A 22,233-nucleotide genomic window follows, 5' to 3' on the forward strand; every position below is an offset into this window, starting at 1 on the left:
GGTTGAAAGCACCGGTCTTGAAAACCGGCATACGTTAATAGCGTATCTAGGGTTCAAATCCCTATCTCTCCGCCACTATTAAGAAGCCTCGCTAGAAATAGCGAGGCTTTTTTCATTTCCGTACATCTTTATTACTCTATCTGTGCTTGCCAAAAATCAATTCCATATGCGATCTACTTTTCGACAAAGTAATATTGGTATCGGTATTGGTTGTGACGTTTTGATTTTTGCTAAGAAGTGCAGTTGCCTCTAAAGCTGTTCATCCTCATCACTGCATGCTGTCCCGATAAGGTTGTTGGAGATGCTTTGTTAAGATGTTGAACCATCTATTGCCTTATCGTTCTCTTAAAGCACTACCATTGCTTCTCTAGCCCCTTTTACCGGATAGACCGAACAAATAAGCATACTAAAATAGCCACTGTTTCACTGATGTATCTTTTTGTTTTGCTCAGTCTAGCGATGCGTGTGCTCTATTGCCTAAATCTAGCTACGTCTTAAAACCATACATCAACAGGCTAAAGTTACGTATTCCTGCATCTTTTAAAATTGTTTTTGGATTCTGCTGGAATGACAGGATCAGAGTAGTCAAAAGAGAAGAGTGAAAGTGAAACGATAGTGAGTTGCTAGGAAGTTGGAAATTACTTGGGAACCAATGAATTTGATAAACATATTGATGTAAGGACTAAAGGGTTAATAGCAGGCAATAAAAAAGCCGACAGTGAGCTGCCGGCTTGGTTAGATGACTGCTACTTAGTCGTTCTGGACGAGCGTGAGAGCTTTACGAGAGACTTCGTGAGCAGCTTTGGTTAGATTTTGCTTCTCTAGTGTGTCTGCTAGGAATGCATAGTCAGAGACGTCAGAGCGAAGCTTTAAGGCGATCTCAAAGTGATCTTGGGCTTCTTGCCACTTCTCTTGACGGAAATAGAAGTGCGCTAATGCGCTATGGGCAGCGGCGTTATCCGGTTCTTTCTTCACTACGCCCTCTAAGAAGACCACGACAGGGTGGGTATCTGGCAGATTTAGATCTGGCAGTAGTTGATAAAGCTCTGGGGCAGGTTGTTTTTTTAATGCTTCTTTTAGCACGGTAAAGGCTTCTGCATCAGCTTTTCGTGTGATGAGTTCTCGAGCAAAACAGGCAACGAGGTGTGTGTCTTGTTTCACTTTACGTGAGAGACTATTCCAATGAGAGATAAGCCCTTCGCTACCTTGTTGTTGCGCTACTTCATGGAGTAAGCCGCACTGCGCCTTTTGAATCAGCTCTGCATGTTCTTCTTCCGTGATGAGTTTTGCTTTGGTTAGTTGTGGCAAGAGGTCAATAAGAGGTTGCCACAACTTTAGCTGCATGTACGTTGTTTTCAGCAAGCTCAATACAATAGAGTTACTCGCATACTGACTTTTTAACGATTGCAAGGTATCGAAAGCGGACTCGAACTCGTTGTCGCGGATAAATTGTTTCGCTCGAGTCAGTTCTACTGCGAGATGGGCGTTCTCTTGTTGGCTCGCTAGCTCTAGATAGTGATCTCGTTTTGCTTTATCACCTTGGCCTTGTGCGGCTTCAGACGCAACCAAGTAGCAAAGCAGCGGCATATCGTGATGATTTGCCCAGCGAGTTACTTTCTTCTCAGCACCTTTCCAGTCACCTTCTAGAAGTTTAATAATGCCTTCATTGGTGTATCGGCGGGAATGGCGCATTTTGCGAACACTGAAGTAATTCCATGTTGTAGAACTAGCATAAACTAACTTCTTAATCAGGTACTCAAGCAGAAAAAGACCTGCGAGTGCAGCGATAACGAAAACCACTAATGTCGTTACGCTCATCTCGATCGTTTTCTCGGCAATGGAGATGAGTACATAGCCTTGCTGACCAGAAAACTGGGTGCCAACAAATAGTCCTGCGCCTAGTACAACAAATAGGAAAATAAGACGAAACATTACTTATCCTCCATGCCTGTCATCGTTGTGACTTCACGACGTAGGCGTTCACGGATGACATCTGATAGTTGAGACTGACTTTGCAGTTTTGTTGGGTATTCCACTTGAATATTTTGCTGACTTAGCAGGTTAACCGTTTTGTTGAACTCTTTAACGGAATTATCGTCTTGGTTGAAGAAAGCTAATGCCCATTTGTCGGCTGTTTTTAGAGATGTGGTGTAAATTTCACCTTGTTCTTGGTACACCGCTTTTATTGCCGTTTCCAATTTGGCTTTGATGTTTTCTTTCAGGTAAAAGTGTTGCTCAGGAGAAAGCAGTGGAATGACGTTACCATCGCGCGTGCGGAAGGTAATGAAGTTTTCTGAAAAGTCCTTCAAAGAGGTCATTAAGTTATCTTGCCAGTTTGCGATATCTTCAGACACTTCAGTGTTTTCTACGGCTTCAGCTTCAGGTAGCAGTGCATTGGCGAGAGGGAGCTTGTCTACTTGCTGTTGTAGGGCAGTTAAGCGTAGTACCAATCCATCACGGTCAATTAGCGGGATAGTGCGAAGTTTGGTGATATCGTTCGCCATTGCTTTACGTAGTTTGACGAGGCTAGGGTCATTCAGTGCTGCAATGCGTTGGTCTGCACTTTCCATCAGTTGAGTCGCGCTTTCTACATCGTGCTCTAAGAACAATTTACGACCAGCTAATTTGACAAGGTAATCGGCTTCCGCTAATAGCCAGTCGTTTGGTCGACGACCTTTCACATCGGCAACGGCGAGCTGTAAGCTTTCAATGCTCTTCTGTTGCTGTCCAAGTACCACTTCCGCTTTGTGTGTCACGGTTGTTGCTTTCTCGATGGTTTCTTCTTGTACCCGGCTGAGCTCTTGCTTCATGGAAGCTTGAGTGCTTTCTAGCTGACTTTTTAGTTGGGCGATCTGCGCTTGGTAATCGGCTTGCTGTTGATGCACCTTGTACGCGAGGCCACCGCCAAAAATAATCGATAAGATGATAGCGACCGTGCCTAGTTTGACACCGCGTTTACCTTGTTTTTCTTCAAACTCGACTTTGGTTGGCTCTGCTGTTTTTGGGGGCTCGGCCGCTTGTGGTTGCTCTTTTTTAAGGTCCGCATCCTGCTGCGATGTGGTTTTTTCGACTAGCGGTGCCGATGAGGTTTCTTCGGAAAGGTTTTTATCGTTATTTTTTTGGTCGTTATTTTTACTTGTCATGCCTATATCCTGTGTAGCTAGGGCTGGAGAGCCGCCAGTAATTCTTGGTTGGATGCGCTTCCCGTGCATCTCACGCGAGTGAACCCCCTTTGAATTGCGATGTCAGCGATACGCTGACTGGGGATATACAACTCTTGTTGATTAAGCCAAGTCAATTGCTCCGACGTCAATTGGCTGCACAAATAATCCAGTTGTTCACCACTGGTGACAATAATCTGGTTAATTTGTAGGTTTTTCCATAGTGAGATACAGCTTACTGGATCGAATGGGATGAATTCTCTCTTGTAAGTCTCACTATAGTGAACTTTTGCGCCACGCCTCACCAATGCATCTTTGATCAGCTCTCTTCCGCCGTTACCACGAAGGATAAGAACTTGTTGTTGTGCCACATTGTTGAGCTCTGGCAGTCGCAATAAGTGTTCACTATCACTGACTTGGGGATAGTGTACTTTCTGTTGGGTACATTTGCTTAAATAGTGTGCTGTTTTTTGACCAACGGCAAGGTAAATAGCTTGTTTCGGCCATGACATCCCGTTACTGGCTAAGATTTGCTGTGCACATTGCACGGCATGTCGACTAACAGCGATAACAATTTGAGCTTGATGTAGATGTTTAGAGAGGTGCGTGTCCGTGAGATCGGCGACAATGTCGATCAGAGGATGGTGATATGCGGAAATGCCGTGCCTTTCGAGCAGAGAGCAAAGCGCGTTGCCTTGCTCTCCCGGCCGAGTGACCAACACTGCCATGGTTATTCGTGATCTGCGTACAGCTTAGTTAGGATTTCACGAGCGCCGTTATCTAGCAGCTCATTGGCTAGCTGCACTCCTAATGCTTCGCCATCTTTACGATGGCCACGAATTTCACCACGCACAATTTCGCTGCCATCTGGTTCGCCAACTAATGCGCGTAGCCAAATGTTGTCGCCGTCTAGCAGGGCATAGCTGCCGATAGGTACCTGACAGCCGCCTTCTAGCGTAAGGTTCATTGCGCGCTCACACAAAACGCGGTCTACGGTGTCTTGGTGGTTAAGTGGCTCAAGCAGCTTAAGCAGTCTTTCATCGTCAAGGCGGCACTCAATACCGACAGCACCTTGGCCTACCGCTGGTAGTGATTGCTCTGGTTCGATAAAGCTACGAATGCGTTCTTCAAGCTTCAATCGTTTGAGGCCAGCCGCAGCAAGAATGATTGCATCATACTCACCCGCATCTAACTTACCAAGGCGAGTGCCCACATTACCGCGAAGCTCTTTGATGATGATGTCCGGACGATATTCTTTCAGTTGGCATTGACGGCGCAAACTGCAAGTACCAACCACGGCACCTTGAGGGAGATCATCAATGTGGCTATAGGTATTAGAGACGAAGGCATCACGAGGATCTTCACGCTCACAAATGGTCACGAGGCCAAGGCCTTCTGGGAAATCGACGGGTACGTCTTTCATTGAGTGAACGGCGAGGTCTGCACGTCCTTCTAGCATCGCGATTTCAAGCTCTTTTACGAACAAGCCTTTGCCGCCAACTTTTGCTAGTGGTGTATCTAAAATCACGTCACCTTTGGTCACCATGGTTACTAACTCGACTTCCAAGCCAGGGTGAGCGGCTTGAAGGGCGTCTTTAACAAAGTAAGCTTGCCATAAAGCAAGAGGGCTTTTTCGAGTTGCAATGCGAATCGGTGTGGATTGTGTCATGATCTTCTCAATGCTGTTTGGATTTGGGTTTATCCTACCATTCTCATCAAGAAATGCTTACTGTTAGTTCGTTATCTCTGAAGGCTATGAATGGAATTACATGACGTTATGAAAATAGTGTGACTGGATTCTCAATTAGACTAAGGACTATTATTAGTAATAGGTAATAAGAGCGACACTACCGCGCGATTAATTTTGTGACTAAAGTATGGTTTTGTATCCGGAGTGATACACGGGCGTGAAGCTTTACCCGCACCAATAAAAGTGTTAAATTGATCACGTTTTTAAGCCGTTTTGGTTTAAAACGTCAGCAGATTTTCGTGATTGTTCAACCAAGGAATTCCCCTTGCAGGCTTACACCCAAAAAATCATCCAGCGACTAGATAATTTGAATCAGCAGCGAGTTGATCGCGCGTTGGCGCTTATGGATTCGCAAAGCCAGCAAGTCTTCCACTTGATTCCTGCCTTGTTGAACTACAACCATCCTGTAATTCCTGGCTATTATGATGCCGATGTCCCGTTTGGTGTGCATGGGCTTGAACTAAATAGCATTCAGCAACAATTCATAGATGATATTCAACTTGCCATTGGTCAGCCGCTCAAGACGGTAGAAAAGCCCGCTATATTGGGTTTATACACCATGGGCAGTACCTCCTCGATTGGTCAAAGTACTTCCAGTGATTTGGATATTTGGGTGTGTATCTCGCCCGATATGGATTGTGACGAACGTGAGTTATTGACCAATAAATGCTTACTCATCACGGATTGGGCACAAAGCAAAGGCGTGGAAGCGAACTTTTTCTTAATGGATAAAGAGCGCTTTAGAAGCAATCATTCTGAAGAGATGACGGGTGATAACTGTGGTTCATCTCAGCACTTACTTTTGCTAGATGAATTCTATCGTAGTGCGGTGCGTATTGCCGGACAGCGTTTGTTATGGCAAATCGTGCCGCCAGAAATGGAAGAGTGTTACGACGAGTACGTTTCTCAACTGTGCAGTGATGGTTACATCGACTGTAGTGAATGGATCGACTTTGGTAAATTGAACTGCATTCCTGCTGAAGAATACTTCGGCTCGAACTTGTGGCAGTTATACAAAAGCATCGACTCTCCCTACAAATCGGTATTAAAAGCCATCTTGCTAGAAGCTTACTCGTGGGAATACCCGCATACTCAATTGTTAAGCATCGACACTAAACGTCGTTTCTTTGCCCATGAGCCTGATCTCTATGGCATGGATGCGTACTACTTAATGTTGGAAAAAGTAACCCGTTACTTAGAGCGAATTCAAGACGATACACGTTTGGATTTGGTGCGTCGCTGTTTCTATCTCAAAACCCATGAAAAACTATCTCGTGAGCCGAATGTTGGCTCAGTAGCTTGGCGTCGTGAAGCGCTGAGCGATATGATTGCAAAATGGAATTGGGATGCCAGTGTCGTTGCAGAGCTCGATGACCGCCGTAATTGGAAGGTTGAACAAGTGAAGGTGGTACATCATGCATTGCTGGATGCGTTGATGCAAAGCTACCGTAACTTGATTCAATTTGCGCGTCGTAACGACATCACTTCTGCTATCAGTCCGCAAGACATCAGTATTTTGGCCCGTAAACTTTACGCGGCTTTTGAAGTATTGCCGGGCAAAGTAACGTTACTAAACCCACAGATTTCACCTGATCTGCACGAGCCTGACTTGAGCTTTATCGAAGTGAAAAAAGGGGGAGTGAACAAGTCTGGTTGGTACCTCTATAAACAACCACTTATTGCGCACCGCATTTTGGGGCAACCATATCTAGAGCATCATGAATACTTGAGTAAGTTGGTTGCTTGGGCATTCTTCAATGGCTTGATTACTGAATCGACTCGTTTACATGCCGTGGTACGTGAAGCGCAGCTAGATATTGATAAGTTTTACCAAATGGTGAGCGACTTACGAAATACTTTTGCGTTGCGTAAGCGTCGTCCATCTATGCAGGCGCTAGCGAGTCCTTGTGAAATAAGCCAGCTTGCGATGTTCATCAACTTTGAAAATGATCCGACGTCTGAACTTTCTGGTCGTTCGTTGAAAGTGGATGTTAAGAACACCGATATTTTTAGCTTTGGTCCAGAACATAAAAATTTAGTCGGCAGTGTTGACCTTGTTTACCGTAACTCTTGGCATGAAGTGCGTACGCTGCATTTCAAAGGGGAAACGGCGATGCTGGATGCACTGAAAACCATTTTGGGCAAAATGCACCAAGATGCGTTGCCACCAGAATCAGTGGATGTGTTCTGCTATGCGAAGAACATGCGTGGTGTGATGCGTAATATGGTTTACCAGCTTTTAGCTGAATGTATCGACTTACGCTTGAAACCAGTAGAGCAAGAGAAACGTCGCCGCTTTAAAGCGATGCGTCTTGGTAACCAGACTTATGGGTTGTTCTTTGAACGTCGTGGTGTGTCGGTGCAGAAGCTAGAAAATTCCATCGATTTCTACCGCAGCATTTCTACTAACAAACTCAAAGGCTCGCCGCTGTTAATGCTCGATCGTGAGCAAGAATATCAAATGCCGGAAGCGGTGGATGGGTTTGCCAGTGAAGGTCTGGTGCAGTTCTTCTTTGAAGATAACGAAGATGGCTTCAATATTTATGTGTTGGATGAGTCAAATCAAGTAGAAGTGTATCACCAATTTAGTGGCTCCAAAGATGAAATGATTTCGTCTGTAAACAGTTTCTACACGTCGGTAAAAGACGATAGTCGCGTCGCGTCGAAGTTTATTAATTTTAACCTGCCTCAGTACTATCAAATTATTCACCCTGAAGAGGGGAATGCGTATATCATTCCTTACCGTAATGACGGTTGTTCACCGAGTCGCCCGACCAAAACTGTGAACGCGTAATTAAACCCTTATCAATAAACAAAAAGAGCACTTCGGTGCTCTTTTTGTTTTGGTGACGATTGACCAGTATTATACCCAATCAATGGCTTCGCCCGCGTGCTTTTCACACTCTTGCTTCACCATTTCAAATAGCTCCATACCCGTTTTTGAGCAGGTCCATTTATCTTCAATAAGTTTGAAGTGGAAACCACCAGATTTGGACGCTAGCCAGATCTCATGCATCGGCTCTTGGCGATTAATGATGATTTGGCTGCGGTCTTCAAATTCCAATGTCATTACGTTGCCAGTGACTTCGTAATCAATGTCTGCGCCTGAATCATCGATGGATTCTTCGATGATTTGCATCTGCGCATCCACCAGTTGATGAAATTCAGTATCGTTCATCCGTCTATCCTATTGCTTTTCCTGAGTGTGGTGCGATTATAGGGGGCATTGATTCAATAATCACGATATGCGAAATGAAAAAATTAGTTACTGTGTTGTTTGTGATGGTTGCCGCGACCTTAGCGGGGTGTGGTCAGTCTGGCTCACTATACATTCCAGATGACACTCAACAGAATGAGCAATCACAATAAATAACCGCACCTTAGGGTGAAATTAGGGTTCAGCAGTCGAATAAAATAAGGGAAGCGAATTTTGGATTACTTCAACTATCAGGATGATGGCCAGCTTTGGGCCGAAGACGTCCCACTTCAAGCTCTTGCAGAGCAATATGGCACTCCTCTTTACGTATATTCTCGAGCCACGCTAGAGCGCCATTGGAAGGCGTTTGATAGTGCTGTGGGTCAGCATCCTCACCTGGTTTGCTACGCGGTGAAAGCCAACTCAAACTTAGGCGTATTGAACACGCTAGCGCGTTTGGGATCGGGTTTTGACATCGTGTCGGGTGGTGAACTTGAGCGTGTGATTGCCGCAGGCGGTGATCCGAAAAAAGTCGTTTTCTCTGGTGTTGGTAAAACACCGGCAGAGATGAAGCGCGCTCTTGAGCTAGGTATCAAATGTTTCAACGTTGAATCTGAGCCAGAGCTAGAACGTTTGAACAAGGTTGCGGGTGAGCTTGGTGTGATTGCGCCAATTTCTCTGCGTATCAATCCAGATGTCGACGCGAAAACACACCCTTACATTTCGACTGGTCTTCGCGACAATAAATTCGGCATTGCGTTTGATCGTGCGCCAGATGTTTATAAATTCGCGCAAAGCCTGCCTAACTTGAATGTGCAAGGTATCGACTGCCACATTGGTTCTCAGCTGACCAATATAGACCCATTTATCGACGCGACAGACCGTTTATTAGCTCTGATTGATGATTTAAAAGCGCAAGGCATTAACATTCGCCATCTTGATGTCGGTGGCGGTTTGGGTGTGGTCTATCGTGATGAATTACCACCTCAGCCTTCTGATTACGCCAAAGCGTTACTAGGCCGTCTTGAAAATCACCAAGACTTGGAGCTGATCTTTGAGCCAGGCCGTGCAATTGCTGCGAACGCAGGTATCTTGCTAACGCGTGTTGAGTTTTTAAAACATACTGAGCATAAAAACTTTGCGATTATCGACGCTGCAATGAACGACTTGATGCGTCCTGCGCTATACCAAGCATGGCAAGATATTGTGCCAGTTTCACCGCGAAAGGGTGAAGCACAGACTTACGACTTGGTTGGTCCTATTTGTGAAACCGGCGACTTCTTGGGTAAAGATCGCGCACTCGTTTTGCAAGAAGGTGATCTACTCGCGGTTCGTTCAGCAGGTGCCTATGGTTTTGTGATGTCTTCGAACTACAATACTCGTACCCGAGCGGCAGAAGTGATGGTGGACGGTAAACAAAGCCACTTAGTTCGCCAGCGTGAGGAGCTGACCAGTTTGTGGCAGCTGGAACAGATTCTACCGGAGTAACACACAACAAATGCATTTCCACTTTTCCAAAATGCACGGTTTGGGCAACGACTTCATGGTCGTCGACTGTATTACCCAGAACGTGTTTTTCTCGCAAGACCTGATCCGCCGCTTGGCGGATCGTCATACTGGCGTTGGTTTTGACCAATTGCTTGTGGTAGAGGCCCCTTACGACCCTGAAACCGACTTCCATTATCGGATTTTTAATGCCGATGGTAGTGAAGTTGAACAGTGTGGTAACGGTGCACGCTGTTTTGCCCGCTTTGTTCGCTTGAAGGGGCTGACCAATAAATACAGCATCAGCGTGAGCACCAAGAAAGGAAAGATGATTCTCAACATCGAAGATGATGGGGAAGTGACGGTCAACATGGGCGTGCCAGAGTTTGAACCGAACAAAATTCCTTTCAAAGCGAAGCAAAAAGAGAAAACTTACATCATGCGAGCAGGCGACAATACCTTGTTTTGTGGTGCTGTGAGCATGGGTAACCCGCACGTAGTGACCGTGGTCGACGATGTGGATACGGCAGAAGTGGAAACTCTCGGTCCGCTGCTTGAGTCGCATGAGCGTTTCCCAGAGCGCGTCAACGCTGGCTTTATGCAGGTGATGAGTCGTGACCATATTCGTCTTCGAGTTTACGAGCGAGGCGCAGGAGAGACACAAGCTTGTGGTAGTGGTGCATGCGCGGCAGTCGCGGTTGGGATTCTGCAGGGCTTGTTGGATGAAAACGTTAAGGTTTCTCTACCTGGTGGTGAATTGCGAATTGCATGGCAAGGTCCTGGCAAGCCGTTGTTTATGACCGGTCCTACAACGCATGTATTTGATGGTCAATTATCTTGCTAGTTGAAGAAAAAGGAAACGGTTTGTCTCAAGTAGAAGCAGATGCCTTAACGGCTGAAGTAGTGGCCGAGTACCTCAAAGATCATCCAGACTTTTTTGTGCAACGTCCGGAGCTTGTGGATCGTTTATCTTTCCCACACTCAGACTTAGGCGCGGTATCTTTGGTACACATCCAAATGAATCGCCAACGTCAGCGCATTGAAGAGTTAGAGGAAGAGATCACTACACTAATGTCGCTTGCGGCGAACAATGATCGGACCTTTTACGAATTTATGGATTTGCAGGGGCAGATTCTAAAATGTGGTGACTTTAAACAAGTCATTCATTCTATCGAAGAGAAAGCCAAGGCGCTGGGCTTACGTGCGTTTGTTCGATTGTTTAGTCAATGCGACGCATCGATTCAATTGAGTAAGGAAAGTTATCAACGCTTTGCGACCACTCACTTAAATGGCAAAGATGCGTACTTAGGACGTCTTCGCAAAGTAGATCGTGAAGCTTTGTTTGGCAACATGGAAGTGCCGGAAATGGGGTCCTATGTGGTACTGCCGCTCGTGAAACAGCAAACACTGGGCGTGCTTGCTTTTTCTAGTGAAGATGGCGGCCATTTTCAGCCAGATATGGATACCTTGTTTTTGCGTCACCTATCATTAGTAGTGGCACATCTCGCTCAAACACTGGTATGGCAAAGTTACGATGACGACAACTCCCAACACTCCTCTGCCAAATAGTCTGCAAAAGCCTCTTGAGCGCTTCTATGAATTCTTACGAAGCGAAAAGGGGCTTAGCCTACATACTCAGCGCAATTACAAACAGCAGCTAGAAACAATGGCGCAGCACTTAGCTGAAATGGGACTCAAAGATTGGTCTCAAGTGGATGCTGGTTGGGTGCGCCAATTAGCAGGTAAGGGCATGCGAGAAGGCATGAAAGCCAGCAGTTTGGCAACGCGACTCTCATCGCTGCGTAGCTTTTTCGATTTCCTTATTCTGCGTGGCGAGATGTCGGCTAACCCAGCCAAAGGGGTTTCAGCACCTCGCAAAAAACGCCCGTTGCCCAAAAACCTCGATGTTGACGAAGTGAGCCAATTACTTGAAGTCAACGAGGACGACCCGTTGGCTGTGCGCGATCGTGCCATGATGGAGCTGATGTACGGCGCCGGTTTACGTTTGGCTGAGTTGGTGGGTGTGGATGTACGTGATGTACAACTGCGTAGTGGTGAGCTTCGTGTTATTGGTAAAGGCGATAAAGAACGTAAAGTGCCGTTCTCTGGGATGGCAACCGAGTGGGTCGGGAAGTGGTTACGCGTTCGTGGTGATTTAGCCGCTCCAGGTGAGCCCGCCTTGTTTGTATCTAAGCTCGGAACGCGTATTTCGCATCGTAGCGTGCAAAAGCGCATGGCTGAATGGGGGCAGAAACAGTCTGTCGCAAGCCATATTAGTCCGCATAAATTGCGTCACTCATTTGCGACACATATGCTCGAATCAAGCAATAACTTACGTGCGGTGCAGGAGCTTTTAGGGCACGAGAACATTTCGACGACCCAAATCTACACGCACTTGGATTTCCAACATTTGGCGCAAGCCTACGACCAAGCCCACCCACGCGCACGCAAAAAGAACGGGGAGTGAGCCGAAGTATGAAATTTTATCGCCGTATCGAGCCTATTAAGGCAATGACCTTTGACCTAGATGATACCCTCTATGACAACTATCCTGTGATCGTTCGCATGGAGCGTGAGTTGCTATCTTGGCTCAAGCACCATCATCCAGCGGTTGCTCATATGAACAAAGCGGATTGGTTTGCTCTCAAACAGCGAGTTGTGCAGCAACAACCCGAGCTGAAGAGCGATGTCACTTTATGGCGTTTAGTGCAACTTCAGCAAGCTTTCTCCCAAGTAGGCTACGACGAAGACGCAGCACATGCCGCCGCGAAAGCCGCAGTAGACGTTGCGTTGGACTGGCGTAACCGTTTTGAAGTGCCGCAGCAAAGCCTCGATGTACTGGAGAAACTCGCGCAGCACATCCCGTTGGTGGCAATCACCAACGGTAATGTGGATTTAGACCGCATCGGTCTTACGCCTTATTTCCAACAGGTACTTAAAGCAGGACCAGATGGATTGGCGAAACCCGCAACCGATATGTTTACTAAAGCGAAGCGATTCTTGGATACTCCTGCGGAGAATATTCTGCATGTTGGTGATCATCTAACCACGGATGTGCATGGTGCAAAGTTGGCTGGTTTTGCAGCCTGTTGGTTTAATGATATGAATAAAAATGTCATTAACCATTCAAAAACACGTACTTTACCTGATATTGAAATCAATAGTTTGCAGCCGTTACTCACACTTTTTTAATTGCTTTCGCATTAATCCATTCTAATCTCATTTTGTGTCTAGAAAAGCAGCGCAAAGCCACGTAAATTATTCTCTATTAAATAAAAATAGTAACGCCACACGTCGTGGTGAAGATAGTGTTACGGCAGTGGTAGGTCCATGCGAGCTTTTTCAAAACTGGTTCACGATGTCAGTCAACTGAATGACTTTTTAGTCACTTTTCCGACTTCCTCAGATAAACAATATTTAGTACAAATATTGTCGACGCAATCGCGCGAAATTACGACCACACTTGCAGACGCCGTTTTGTCGTCGCTGCCGAATGCTCATGTTATGGGGCATAGTACGCGTAATGTGATTCTGGAAGGGGAGATATTTACCTCTGGTTGCCTAGTGAGTGTGATTGAATTTGAGCAAACCACGCTGACTTCTGCGGTACAAACATACTCTTACTCCCCTGACATTGATGGCGGGGAGCTCAAGCGCTCTCTTCTAATGCAGCATAATTCACAGGTGATCCTCAGCTTTGCTGTGCAAATTGAACGACGTGACTATCCCTTGTTTCAAACCTTCGCCAGTGAAGAAGTAGTGATTTCTGGAGGGTTGGCGCAGAGTATTGACGATGGCTGCTGGGTGCTATATCAAAACCGAGTTTACGATAACGCTGTGGTTGCCGTAGCTTTGCACAGTGATACTTTGAAGCTATGGACTGATGCGTATTCGGAATGGAACCCGATTGGCATGCCACACAAAGTCACTCATGCAAAAGGAACGCGCTTGTATTGTTTAGGTGAGAAGAAAGCACTGGACGTATACAAGCGTTACTTGGCGGATGGCCATGACGTGACGCTGAGTCAACTGCTCAGCTTTCCTTTATATCGAGAAAGCTTAGGGCGAAAGGAAGTTTGTACGGTAACGGAGCTACACGCTGATGGCAGTATGAGCTTCGACAGGCCCTGGTGTCTTGGTGACGAAGTGCAATTTTGCTATAACCATCCCTCGTTAACGCTCGAGCAAGTGCGGCATGGTGTGGTTGAGTTAGCCATGCACCAACCTGAAGTCGTGATGATTTTTAACTGCGCGTCACGGTTAGACTTTATTGACAGCAGCGACGAAGTCCAAGCCTTCAAAGATATTGCGACGACGTTTGGTAGTTACTGTATGGGGGAACTGCATGGTGGTATTGGTCAGCCCGAAATTCTTCATCACAGCCTGACGTATTTAGCGATGCGAGAGGGAGACGAAGTGCAAACATTGAACTTGCCTAAGTCGCCCGTTAGCTCCTCTATTTCACCGCTGTTTAGCTTGATTCGAAATGCGATCGGCGATCTCAACCATATGAACGCGCATATGGGGTATCAACTCGATCGCCAAACGCGCAAGTTACAAGAAAGCTATCGACGCGACAGTCGCACGGGATTACAAAACCGGGTCGCATTGCAAGAGCGGCTGAGTAACATCGATTTGGATGAGCATTTGTTGACTCTAAAGCTACTTAACTTTAGTCATATCAACGAAAAATACGGCTACCGAGTGGGAGATCAATTACTCAAAGATCTCTCAATGCACTTTACGAATCGACTACGAAAGCGTTTTGGCATGCCAACGGCTTTACAGCTTTATAGTATTGGGGTTGGTGAATGGGCATTCATATTTAAAGCTGACCAAAGCAGCGAAACCATCAAACAGCACTTTACGCGTTTTGCTGACGCGGTAGAACAAACTAATTTTGAGCCAATTGGCCTACGTGAAATAGATTATCTTTCTATCTCGCTATGCGGCGGCTTAGTGAGTCGTCGAGACTTTCCATCCGCTTCAGTAGATGAGCTCTTACTCAAAGGCATCGAAGCGAGGCGCTCCGGTGTACGCAGTAATACTCATATCTGTAATGCGAAAGATATTGAAGTCAGTGAGGATGTGCGTAAAGAGCAACTTGGATGGCTAAGTTGCGTCAGTAGAGCCATTCTCAAACAGAATATCATCACTTATAGCCAACCTATTGTGCATGCGAGTAGCCACAAATTGGCAAGCCAAGAATGTTTGGTTCGTATTCTGGAAGCCGATGGAACGGTGATTGCGCCAGGACGTTTTCTGCCAATTATCTCTGATACGCATCTTTACACTCGACTAAGTCGGCACATGATTCATTCTACGTTGCATTATATGCGAGATAAGCAAGGTGACTTTTCTATAAACTTATCGCCGCAAGATTTGCTCAGTGATAAAACTTTAATGCTTTTAGAGCATGAAATTAGCCAGCTAAATGACCCAAGGCGAATTGGTTTAGAAGTGCTGGAATCTGAGCAGATCAAAGACTACGGCCGAATGATAGAAGTGTGCAGTCATTTTAGAAGCTTAGGGGCGCGTATCATTGTTGATGACTTTGGCTCCGGCTATTCGAATATCGATGAAATCCTAAAGTTGGAGCCAGAAGTCATAAAGCTCGATGGCAGCTTGATTCGTGATATTGATAAAGACTTAAAACAGCGCAAGATCGCTTCCCAGTTGGTGCGTTTGTGCCAAGTGTTTAACGCGGAGACGGTGGCGGAGTTCGTCCACAATCAGGAGGTGTGTACCATTGCACAAGACATGGGGGTGGATTATTTGCAGGGTTACTATCTTGGCGAGCCGACTCGACTGTTTTAATGATGTTTCACGTGAAACTTCTTGTCGTAAAAAACGCAGCGTAGGCTGCGTTTTTTGTTTGGTTCTTCTACTGAGCTTAATGGTTAACGCTTAAGAGCGTGTCCACTCTTTTCAGCTTGGAACAGAGCGAGGTAATGGGCAAAAAAGCGCTGCATTTGTTGTTGGTTGTTTTGTTCTCCAAGTTGCCCGAGCAAATGTGCAGCGACTTCAAACGTACACAAATTACCTTGTTGTTGGTTGCGTCGCAGCTGATATTGTGAGTCCGCCGACGCAGACAACCCCATAGTAGGGATACCTTCTAACCAACGGCTCTTATTGATCATCTTGCGCGCCTCTTGCCAGGTGGCATCTAAAATAATAAACAGCGGAGTTTTGGTTTGTTGCTGGCTTTGGAGTACCACATGTTCGAGTGTGATACTTTCTTCACAGGGGAAGAGCAACACCGGATACCGCGACGGATCAGCTAATAGAGTGAGCAATTCTGCTGGTGGCTGTTTGCGATCCCAGATTACTCGCTCAATGTTGAGTTGGCACTGCTCTAGTAGCTGGCCGGTATTAGTATCACGCTTCAGTTCATTCGGATGCATTAACAGCAGGATGTTGTGCTCACTGGTAAGTTTCGGCATTAGCGAGCACATACAATTGAATTGAAAACCGCAGGTTGGACACGGTTGTGACATTACAGACGAACTCCTTCGCGCACCGGGCTTATCCCATCAGAGAACAGACGCACACCACTGACTTGGTTCGGCGTTGCCGTTGGTGCCATGCTTGGGTTGAGTGGGTAGCTAACCCCAGTGTATTGCATCACGTGTTGAGCCGCTTTAGCTCCGCCACCGCTGACATTAAAAATCAGATCTCGCCAACCATGAGAGGTTTGTTGGCCGAGCATAATCGGGCTTTGCACTAGTGTAATGCGGCTATTAAATCGCCATTCCTTTTCGTGATGTTCAAATATCAGCAATGTACAGCCTCCGGAACCACACCAATCCAACTGTACCAATAGCTCTTCGTTACCATCGCTGTTGAGGTCGTAAGTTAGCCAACGGTATTGGTTATTGTTGGGGGTGGTTTGATGGATAAAGAAGTAGTTGCGCACCGCGGCATCTACTTTTGAATCAAACTCTGCACTAGAAGGGACGTCAGCACTACCGATGGGGTTGTTGGTGCGTTTTTCGGCTGGTTGCATGATGCCTTCATCACGAACGGTGGCAGGATAAAGGACTAAACCACCATCGGCGATTGGGTATACTAAGTTACCGACTTTTTCTTTGGTCGCTTTGAGCTGATTGCCTTCTCGAGTAAACAGTCGCTCTGACATTAGCCTTTGCTGTTGATGATGCGTCATGACAACTTGAACCTGAGACGGACTTAACTGTTGCCAGTAACCACGCTCGATTAATGGTGCTTGTCCATTGGCGTAACGGTATTTTGTTGTGGCGCTATGGTCTGGGTTTAAGGTCATTTGTACTTCAAAGCCTTGTGATTGGGTTGAGGTCGCGACATAGGTATTAGCCCAGCCAAGCGTTGCATCGACGTTTGCAGCCATACCACAACCTTGATACGTCTCGCCATCATGTTTTAGTGTTGCTTTCCAGCCATACAAAGAATCGCTCATTGTGTCTGAGCAGAGGTTTTCTGTTAAGCGAAGCTCACCATCTTGTAGTTGATAAGTGCGCTGGCGAGGTTGAAGCTGACTGCTTTTAATCGCTAATTTTGTGGTTTGTTTGCCGATTTGCTGGAATGTTAGTCCATTAGCCTCAAAGCTTGCCGACCAAGAAGGCTCATTACCAAACACGCGAGTTGGTTTGTTTGGTTGCTGACAACGGTTTGGATTTTCCGTTGTGAGGAAGTTCACTTGTTCCACGACAAAGTTAGCATCGAAATCAGCAGAAAACCCATCGATGCCCGGTGGGTTGAGGTGGCCGATAACCTCGCCATACATAGTCTGGTAAGGCTCGTTATTTAACTGAATTGCTTGTTGCATTTGCTGTGGTGATAGTTGCAACCAATATTGCTTGTCGCTGCCACAAGGCATGATGTATTGGCTCTCGTGACCGACGATCACTTTTCCGCGCAGCATAAAAGTTTGAGGTTGAATGGTTTCAGGCTTATCTAAGGTTGCTGGTGGAGAGGTTGGGTCAGCGGCACCAGATTGTGGCGACTGTGAACTACATGCTTGCAGAACCAGCAGGGTGGCAAGCGCCACTGGGTTTTTCAAAGCCTTCATGTTATATCTTCCTCATTATTGTTACTCAATCGGCATCGGATGGCATTATGGCATATTGGTTATTTAAAACTGAACCAGATACCTTTTCTATTGACACGCTTCGAACCCAAAAGGTTTCATGTTGGGAGGGAGTTCGTAATTATCAGGCGCGCAATATGATGCGTGACCAAGTGAAGGTGGGCGATTTAGTCCTGATTTACCACTCTTCTTGTAAACATGTTGGCGTGGCAGGTATTGCTAAAGTTGTGAGAGAAGCCTATCCCGATCATTTCCAATTCGATCCCGAAAGCGATTATTACGATCCAAAGTCAGACCCAGACAACCCGCGTTGGATTATGGTGGATGTCGAGTTTGTACGTAAAACGGCGCGAGTGATTCCGTTGTCGGTGATGAAAGCGATGCCAGAACTTGAGAACATGCCGTTGGTGAAACGTGGAAATCGCTTGTCGATTATGCCCGTGACAGAAGAAGAATGGGACGCGATTCTTGGCAAAGAGAAGCTGCCAAGTCAGCGATAAAAGAAAAGGGCTGCGAATGTGCAGCCCTTCATAATTTGGAGTATTGAAGCTTACAGCAAGTGTTCTTGTAGGTAGTGTGCAACCGCATCTTCCGCATTGCTGCCAATCACTTCATTATTTGGTAGAGCTTTCATCACTTTTTCGTGTGATGTACCCATAACTAGCCCTTTACCTGCCATCGACAGCATTTCTACGTCATTCATGCCATCACCAAATGCTACGCAGTTTTCTAACGTCAGGTCGAGTTTTTTCGCTACCGCTTCAAGAGCATGGCCTTTAGACACGCCAGCGCTCATTACTTCCAAACACCAAGGCGTTGAAAATGCGATGTTCAGCTTATCACCAAACTGCTCGCGTAGTTTGTTTTCAAATACGACCAAACGTTCGTGGTCTTCTCCTGGATGCGTGAAGAAAACTTTCGCAATACCGTCAGTTGGGGCGTGGTCTTCATCAAATAAGACGTAAGTGAATTCATCGTGGAAGTCACGTAACGTTTCATCATCCTTGTTCATCAACCAGCTATCATTTTGATACATGTGAATAAGTATTTCTTGATCATGTTTGATCGTGTCGATCACGCCTTGTACCAGTTCCGCAGGGACATTCTCGCTGTACATTAGCTGATCTTCCTGGTCATGCACTCGGGCACCATTCGACGTGATCATATAAGCTGGAATGCCAACTTGGCGACGGATGCTCGCAACGTCTACGTGGTGACGGCCGGTTGCAAAGACAAAGGTATAACCCTTTTCATGCAGCGCTTTTAGCGTCTCTTTTGAGTAAGCACTGAGCTGATGGTTTGGTGCGAGTAACGTGCCATCCAGATCAGAGGCAACGATTTTGGTGATCTCTTTGCAAGGTAGCGATGTGCTCATGAAGTCCTCGTAAACGGTTTGGATAGTGTGGAACAGGTGAATTGCAAACGGAGTACAGCAGACTGACTAGATCGTACTGCTCCGAATGCGGGGGAACTTGGGCCCGTAGCACTATGCGGTTAAACACTGTGTCAAAGTAGCCAAGTTCAAGCAGTGTACGCCAAAATGAGGATGAAAAAGAGGGTAAATCGATGTGTAGACATTTCCTCTTTAATCTTAGTCGTGAAATGGTCGCCTAGAGTTCTTATTGTGCTTGTTCGTTTGATGGCGATTTAGGGTCATTCATAAAGCGGAAAATCGCATCGAGCGCTTGATTACGATACTTGTCGGTCTCGAACAAGATTTCATGTTGTGCGCCTTCGATGGAAAGCAGCTCCGCGTGCGGGTTGGTTTTCCGCAATTTATCAATAAAACGCTTTTGCGCGAGGTTGCTAACAATCCGATCGTTTCCGGCTTGGATTAGGATTACTGGTATTTTGACTTGGCGAGTTAATAAAAAGCACTGCTTAGCGGCCATGAGCCCTTGCCAAACCCAGCGAGTGCTTGGCCCACCGACTTGCAGTTCCGGTTTTTCCGTATATAGGTTTCGGAACCATTGGTAGCGGCCGTAACTTTGGCTAAGTGGGTTATCTTCAAAGGGCTTAGGGAAGTAGGCCTGATGTCCTGGTGCATAGCGTGGCAAAGTCGATACCGCTGACATAATTTGTGTGACCGGAATCGCTATTGGTGATAGGTACCATGGCAGGTTAATGCCAAACATGGGCGCACTTAGAATCAAACCAGTAAAAGGGTGTTCTGGGTGAGTTTGCAGGTAACGTGTGGCGATCGCGCCGCCCATAGAGTGCGCGATGATGAAGCATTGTTGATATTCGCTAAGGTCGTGTTTTTTTACGACGATGTCCATATCATCAATATAATCAGTAAAGTCATAGACGTGACCCATATCTGAGTCAGATAATAAACGATCTGATAAACCTTGTCCGCGGTGGTCAAAGGAATAGACATCGAAACCTTGGCGGTAGAGATCGTAAAACAGCTCTTGGTATTTCCAGGAAGACTCAATGCGTCCATTTACGATGAGCACGGCTTTTTTATGCTCTGGGTTGGTTAGCTTGCACCAGTAAATGTTCTTTTTCTCAGTCCCTTTAACAAAGCCCTCTTGGCGAGTTTGCCAAAGTGCTGCGATCGGACCACCAATTGCTTGCTCAAATAATGTCTCTTGAGTATAAGTCAAAGGTGAATGGTTAGTCGCCATTAGTTGATTACCTGAAGATACGTTGTTTACGCGATGTATCATCGAAGAATTAGTGAGGAAATGCAATGGATACCCATGTCTGGTTAGCTTATGTAGTAACAGCAATCGTTTTTAGTTTGGCTCCGGGCTCTGGCACGGTGAACTCAATCAGTAATGGTTTGAGTTACGGTACCCGTAAATCACTGGGTGCCATTATTGGCTTACAAATTGGTTTAGTTATCCACATCGCGCTGGTGGGGGCGGGTATTGGTGCGCTTGTCGCGCAGTCAGCAACCGCATTTTCTGTCATTAAATGGGTTGGTGCCGCTTATCTGGTTTGGTTGGGGATTCAGAAATGGCGCGATACATCAAGCTTAGTCGCAGCTGAAAACCACAACGAGATGTCAGGCACGGCGCTGTTGTACAAGGCAGTGTTGATTAACCTCACCAACCCTAAATCGATTGTTTTTCTGGTGGCGTTGTTCCCGCAGTTTATTGACCCGGCAAAAGACCAAATCACGCAACTGTTGGTGCTTGGCGTCACTACGGTCGTGATTGATGCGTGTGTAATGTTGGGTTACACGAGCTTGGCAGCACAAATGGGACGCTTTATTCGCTCCGATAAAATCATGGGAAAAATAAACAAAGTATTCGGTTCAATGTTCATGGGTTGTGGTGCATTATTAGCAGCTGCAAAGTCATAAGCCATTTATAGGTCCTTCTTTAGCATGAATACAACGTATGTCGCTCGCCAGCCGATCTTTAACCGAAAAAGACAGACGCTGGGTTATGAATTGTTGTTTCGAGACGGGGAGAGTAACGCATACCCTTCACATATTGATTCAAATCGAGCGACATACCGACTGATCGTCGAAAACTTCCTATCACTGGGCACTAACCCAGTGATTGCCTCTTCAAGATGCTTTATTAACTTTCCTCATCAAAGCTTGGTGCGACGTTTGCCGCGCAGTTTGCCGAAAAACAAAATTGTCATCGAAGTGTTGGAAACGTGCCAACCTACGGATGAGCTTCTTGATGCGATTCGTGAGTTTTATCGAGAAGGTTACTTGATCGCTTTGGATGACTTCACCCTAACACCAGAATGGCGTCGTTTTTTGCCATATGTGCATATTGTGAAGCTCGACATTATGGCGATGGGGCTCGAAAAGGCCTGTGAACTGGTCAAAACACACCTTGCCAAACGCGTCAAATACCACTTTTTAGCAGAACGTGTTGAAACCGCAGAAGAGTTTGAGCAAGCGAAAGCGGCTGGCTTTAAATTTTTCCAAGGTTATTTTTTTAGCAAGCCACTCGTCTCGCAGACTAAATACGTCAGTCCTGAGCAAGTGTTGGCATTGCAACTGTTTCGTGAAGTTTGTGCTCCTGAGCCTGACTTTACTCGTATCGAGTCCATCATTACGCAAGATGTCGCGCTTTCGTATAAATTATTGCGTTTTGTAAATACGCAAGCGCCGAATTTGGCTGTCGAAATCAGCTCTTTTCGTCAGGCATTGATTTATCTTGGCCAGGATAACCTTAAGCAGTTTGTCTCTTTGGTTGTGGCATCGTATATCTCCAGTAACAAACCTCGAGAGCTGTATCACCTTTCATTGCAACGAGCTCAATTTTGCCAATTGATGTCGCGCTATCAGCCATTCTCTCATCTCAACGAACAAGGTTTCATGGTTGGTTTGCTGTCGATTCTAGATGCGTTGCTGGATCTTTCGGTGGAATCTTTAGTTAGGCAGTTACCGCTTAGTCATTCAGTACAACAAGCGCTATTACATCGCAAAGGGGTTTATGGTGCACTTATTTCCCTTGAAGAGTGCTACGAGCGTGCCGATTGGTCAGGGGTTGAAAAAATCACGATGCAATTGGGGTTGCCTTTAGAGGAAGTGAAGCTCTCCTTAGGTGAAGCGGTTCGCTGGAGTCAAAGCATCGCGACTGCATAATTTCTGGTCTTATCT

The 22,233-nt window shown here is 46.2% G+C and carries 20 protein-coding genes; 11 read left to right on the plus strand and 9 right to left on the minus strand.

Annotated elements, in window-relative coordinates:
• Positions 1-750 precede the first annotated feature (750 nt).
• The 4 genes from R7D93_RS22805 to hemC are packed head-to-tail and all read right to left on the minus strand — an operon-like array spanning position 751 to position 4,830.
• Positions 751-1,932, minus strand: coding sequence for a heme biosynthesis protein HemY (locus R7D93_RS22805; protein ID WP_213868974.1), 1,182 nt, complete (start codon positions 1,930-1,932; stop codon positions 751-753).
• Positions 1,932-3,143, minus strand: coding sequence for a uroporphyrinogen-III C-methyltransferase (locus R7D93_RS22810; RefSeq protein WP_104979849.1), 1,212 nt, complete (start codon positions 3,141-3,143; stop codon positions 1,932-1,934). The genes R7D93_RS22805 and R7D93_RS22810 overlap by 1 nt, the downstream gene beginning before the upstream one ends.
• A gap of 17 nt (positions 3,144-3,160) precedes the next feature.
• On the minus strand, positions 3,161-3,889 hold the full coding sequence (locus R7D93_RS22815) for a uroporphyrinogen-III synthase (protein WP_005383386.1): 729 nt from the start codon (positions 3,887-3,889) through the stop codon (positions 3,161-3,163).
• Between the two features lie 2 nt (positions 3,890-3,891).
• Positions 3,892-4,830 carry a hydroxymethylbilane synthase gene (gene hemC / locus R7D93_RS22820; protein WP_104979848.1) on the minus strand — a complete coding sequence of 313 codons (939 nt, stop codon included), beginning with the start codon at positions 4,828-4,830 and terminating at the stop codon, positions 3,892-3,894.
• A gap of 346 nt (positions 4,831-5,176) precedes the next feature.
• Between hemC and R7D93_RS22825 the strand changes: the two genes are divergently transcribed.
• Positions 5,177-7,705 (plus strand): class I adenylate cyclase, encoded by a 2,529-nt coding sequence (locus R7D93_RS22825; RefSeq protein ID WP_054702152.1) that lies wholly within the window; start codon positions 5,177-5,179, stop codon positions 7,703-7,705.
• 69 nt (positions 7,706-7,774) lie between these two features.
• Here R7D93_RS22825 and cyaY read toward each other — a convergent pair whose 3' ends face one another.
• A complete protein-coding gene (gene cyaY, locus R7D93_RS22830; RefSeq protein WP_017636091.1) occupies positions 7,775-8,089 on the minus strand; it encodes an iron donor protein CyaY in 315 nt (104 codons plus the stop codon).
• 74 nt (positions 8,090-8,163) lie between these two features.
• Between cyaY and lptM the strand changes: the two genes are divergently transcribed.
• The 7 genes from lptM (at position 8,164) to R7D93_RS22865 (ending at position 15,409) form a co-directional block, all read left to right on the plus strand.
• A complete protein-coding gene (gene lptM / locus R7D93_RS26360) occupies positions 8,164-8,280 on the plus strand; it encodes an LPS translocon maturation chaperone LptM (RefSeq protein ID WP_005378746.1) in 117 nt (38 codons plus the stop codon).
• A gap of 61 nt (positions 8,281-8,341) precedes the next feature.
• Complete coding sequence (gene lysA, locus R7D93_RS22840) at positions 8,342-9,595, plus strand: diaminopimelate decarboxylase (protein ID WP_005378745.1); 1,254 nt, start codon at positions 8,342-8,344, stop codon at positions 9,593-9,595.
• Positions 9,596-9,605: 10 nt separating this feature from the next.
• Entirely contained in the window at positions 9,606-10,436 is an 831-nt protein-coding gene (gene dapF / locus R7D93_RS22845; protein ID WP_005378744.1) for a diaminopimelate epimerase, read from the plus strand.
• On the plus strand, positions 10,430-11,161 hold the full coding sequence (locus R7D93_RS22850; protein ID WP_005383398.1) for a DUF484 family protein: 732 nt from the start codon (positions 10,430-10,432) through the stop codon (positions 11,159-11,161). Before dapF ends, R7D93_RS22850 begins: the two co-directional genes overlap by 7 nt.
• Entirely contained in the window at positions 11,127-12,059 is a 933-nt protein-coding gene (gene xerC / locus R7D93_RS22855; protein ID WP_005378742.1) for a tyrosine recombinase XerC, read from the plus strand. The genes R7D93_RS22850 and xerC overlap by 35 nt, the downstream gene beginning before the upstream one ends.
• Before the next feature lie 8 nt (positions 12,060-12,067).
• Positions 12,068-12,784 (plus strand): 5-amino-6-(5-phospho-D-ribitylamino)uracil phosphatase YigB, encoded by a 717-nt coding sequence (gene yigB / locus R7D93_RS22860; RefSeq protein WP_053304478.1) that lies wholly within the window; start codon positions 12,068-12,070, stop codon positions 12,782-12,784.
• Between the two features lie 138 nt (positions 12,785-12,922).
• Positions 12,923-15,409 carry an EAL domain-containing protein gene (locus R7D93_RS22865; RefSeq protein WP_053304477.1) on the plus strand — a complete coding sequence of 829 codons (2,487 nt, stop codon included), beginning with the start codon at positions 12,923-12,925 and terminating at the stop codon, positions 15,407-15,409.
• An 83-nt stretch (positions 15,410-15,492) separates the two neighbouring features.
• Here the strand turns inward: R7D93_RS22865 and R7D93_RS22870 are convergent, their stop codons facing one another.
• Positions 15,493-16,089: a tRNA-uridine aminocarboxypropyltransferase gene (locus tag R7D93_RS22870; protein WP_042523926.1), complete on the minus strand. Its 597-nt coding sequence runs from the start codon at positions 16,087-16,089 to the stop codon at positions 15,493-15,495.
• Positions 16,089-17,639, minus strand: a complete 1,551-nt coding sequence (locus R7D93_RS22875; RefSeq protein ID WP_206958553.1) for a COG3650 family protein — start codon at positions 17,637-17,639, stop codon at positions 16,089-16,091. The genes R7D93_RS22870 and R7D93_RS22875 overlap by 1 nt, the downstream gene beginning before the upstream one ends.
• Before the next feature lie 47 nt (positions 17,640-17,686).
• Between R7D93_RS22875 and R7D93_RS22880 the strand changes: the two genes are divergently transcribed.
• Positions 17,687-18,157, plus strand: coding sequence for an EVE domain-containing protein (locus R7D93_RS22880; RefSeq protein ID WP_005378735.1), 471 nt, complete (start codon positions 17,687-17,689; stop codon positions 18,155-18,157).
• Between the two features lie 50 nt (positions 18,158-18,207).
• Here R7D93_RS22880 and R7D93_RS22885 read toward each other — a convergent pair whose 3' ends face one another.
• Both R7D93_RS22885 and R7D93_RS22890 read right to left on the minus strand, forming a co-directional pair.
• Positions 18,208-19,032 (minus strand): Cof-type HAD-IIB family hydrolase, encoded by an 825-nt coding sequence (locus R7D93_RS22885; RefSeq protein WP_017636084.1) that lies wholly within the window; start codon positions 19,030-19,032, stop codon positions 18,208-18,210.
• A 244-nt stretch (positions 19,033-19,276) separates the two neighbouring features.
• Positions 19,277-20,287, minus strand: coding sequence for an alpha/beta fold hydrolase (locus R7D93_RS22890; RefSeq protein WP_005378733.1), 1,011 nt, complete (start codon positions 20,285-20,287; stop codon positions 19,277-19,279).
• A gap of 65 nt (positions 20,288-20,352) precedes the next feature.
• Between R7D93_RS22890 and rhtB the strand changes: the two genes are divergently transcribed.
• Together rhtB and R7D93_RS22900 are read left to right on the plus strand one after the other, a co-directional pair.
• Entirely contained in the window at positions 20,353-20,970 is a 618-nt protein-coding gene (gene rhtB, locus R7D93_RS22895) for a homoserine/homoserine lactone efflux protein (protein ID WP_005378732.1), read from the plus strand.
• Between the two features lie 24 nt (positions 20,971-20,994).
• The gene (locus tag R7D93_RS22900) at positions 20,995-22,218 is read left to right on the plus strand and encodes an EAL and HDOD domain-containing protein (protein WP_053304474.1); all 1,224 of its coding nucleotides are present in this window, start codon (positions 20,995-20,997) and stop codon (positions 22,216-22,218) included.
• Positions 22,219-22,233: the final 15 nt, after the last annotated feature.

The sequence above is a fragment of the Vibrio sp. YT-15 genome, assembly GCF_033337445.1.
GTDB lineage: Bacteria > Pseudomonadota > Gammaproteobacteria > Enterobacterales > Vibrionaceae > Vibrio > Vibrio alginolyticus.

Excerpts from the sequence above, each read along its gene's own strand:
- rhtB (WP_005378732.1), top strand. The coding sequence starts at position 20,353 with ATGGATACCCATGTCTGGTTAGCTTATGTAGTAACAGCAATCGTTTTT.
- R7D93_RS22880 (WP_005378735.1), top strand. The coding sequence starts at position 17,687 with ATGGCATATTGGTTATTTAAAACTGAACCAGATACCTTTTCTATTGAC.
- R7D93_RS22805 (WP_213868974.1), bottom strand. The coding sequence starts at position 1,932 with ATGTTTCGTCTTATTTTCCTATTTGTTGTACTAGGCGCAGGACTATTT.
- R7D93_RS22815 (WP_005383386.1), bottom strand. The coding sequence starts at position 3,889 with ATGGCAGTGTTGGTCACTCGGCCGGGAGAGCAAGGCAACGCGCTTTGC.
- yigB (WP_053304478.1), top strand. The coding sequence starts at position 12,068 with ATGAAATTTTATCGCCGTATCGAGCCTATTAAGGCAATGACCTTTGAC.
- R7D93_RS22810 (WP_104979849.1), bottom strand. The coding sequence starts at position 3,143 with ATGACAAGTAAAAATAACGACCAAAAAAATAACGATAAAAACCTTTCC.
- R7D93_RS22870 (WP_042523926.1), bottom strand. The coding sequence starts at position 16,089 with ATGTCACAACCGTGTCCAACCTGCGGTTTTCAATTCAATTGTATGTGC.
- xerC (WP_005378742.1), top strand. The coding sequence starts at position 11,127 with ATGACGACAACTCCCAACACTCCTCTGCCAAATAGTCTGCAAAAGCCT.
- R7D93_RS22885 (WP_017636084.1), bottom strand. The coding sequence starts at position 19,032 with ATGAGCACATCGCTACCTTGCAAAGAGATCACCAAAATCGTTGCCTCT.
- R7D93_RS22900 (WP_053304474.1), top strand. The coding sequence starts at position 20,995 with ATGAATACAACGTATGTCGCTCGCCAGCCGATCTTTAACCGAAAAAGA.
- lptM (WP_005378746.1), top strand. The coding sequence starts at position 8,164 with ATGAAAAAATTAGTTACTGTGTTGTTTGTGATGGTTGCCGCGACCTTA.
- R7D93_RS22875 (WP_206958553.1), bottom strand. The coding sequence starts at position 17,639 with ATGAAGGCTTTGAAAAACCCAGTGGCGCTTGCCACCCTGCTGGTTCTG.
- dapF (WP_005378744.1), top strand. The coding sequence starts at position 9,606 with ATGCATTTCCACTTTTCCAAAATGCACGGTTTGGGCAACGACTTCATG.
- hemC (WP_104979848.1), bottom strand. The coding sequence starts at position 4,830 with ATGACACAATCCACACCGATTCGCATTGCAACTCGAAAAAGCCCTCTT.
- R7D93_RS22890 (WP_005378733.1), bottom strand. The coding sequence starts at position 20,287 with ATGGCGACTAACCATTCACCTTTGACTTATACTCAAGAGACATTATTT.
- cyaY (WP_017636091.1), bottom strand. The coding sequence starts at position 8,089 with ATGAACGATACTGAATTTCATCAACTGGTGGATGCGCAGATGCAAATC.
- R7D93_RS22865 (WP_053304477.1), top strand. The coding sequence starts at position 12,923 with ATGCGAGCTTTTTCAAAACTGGTTCACGATGTCAGTCAACTGAATGAC.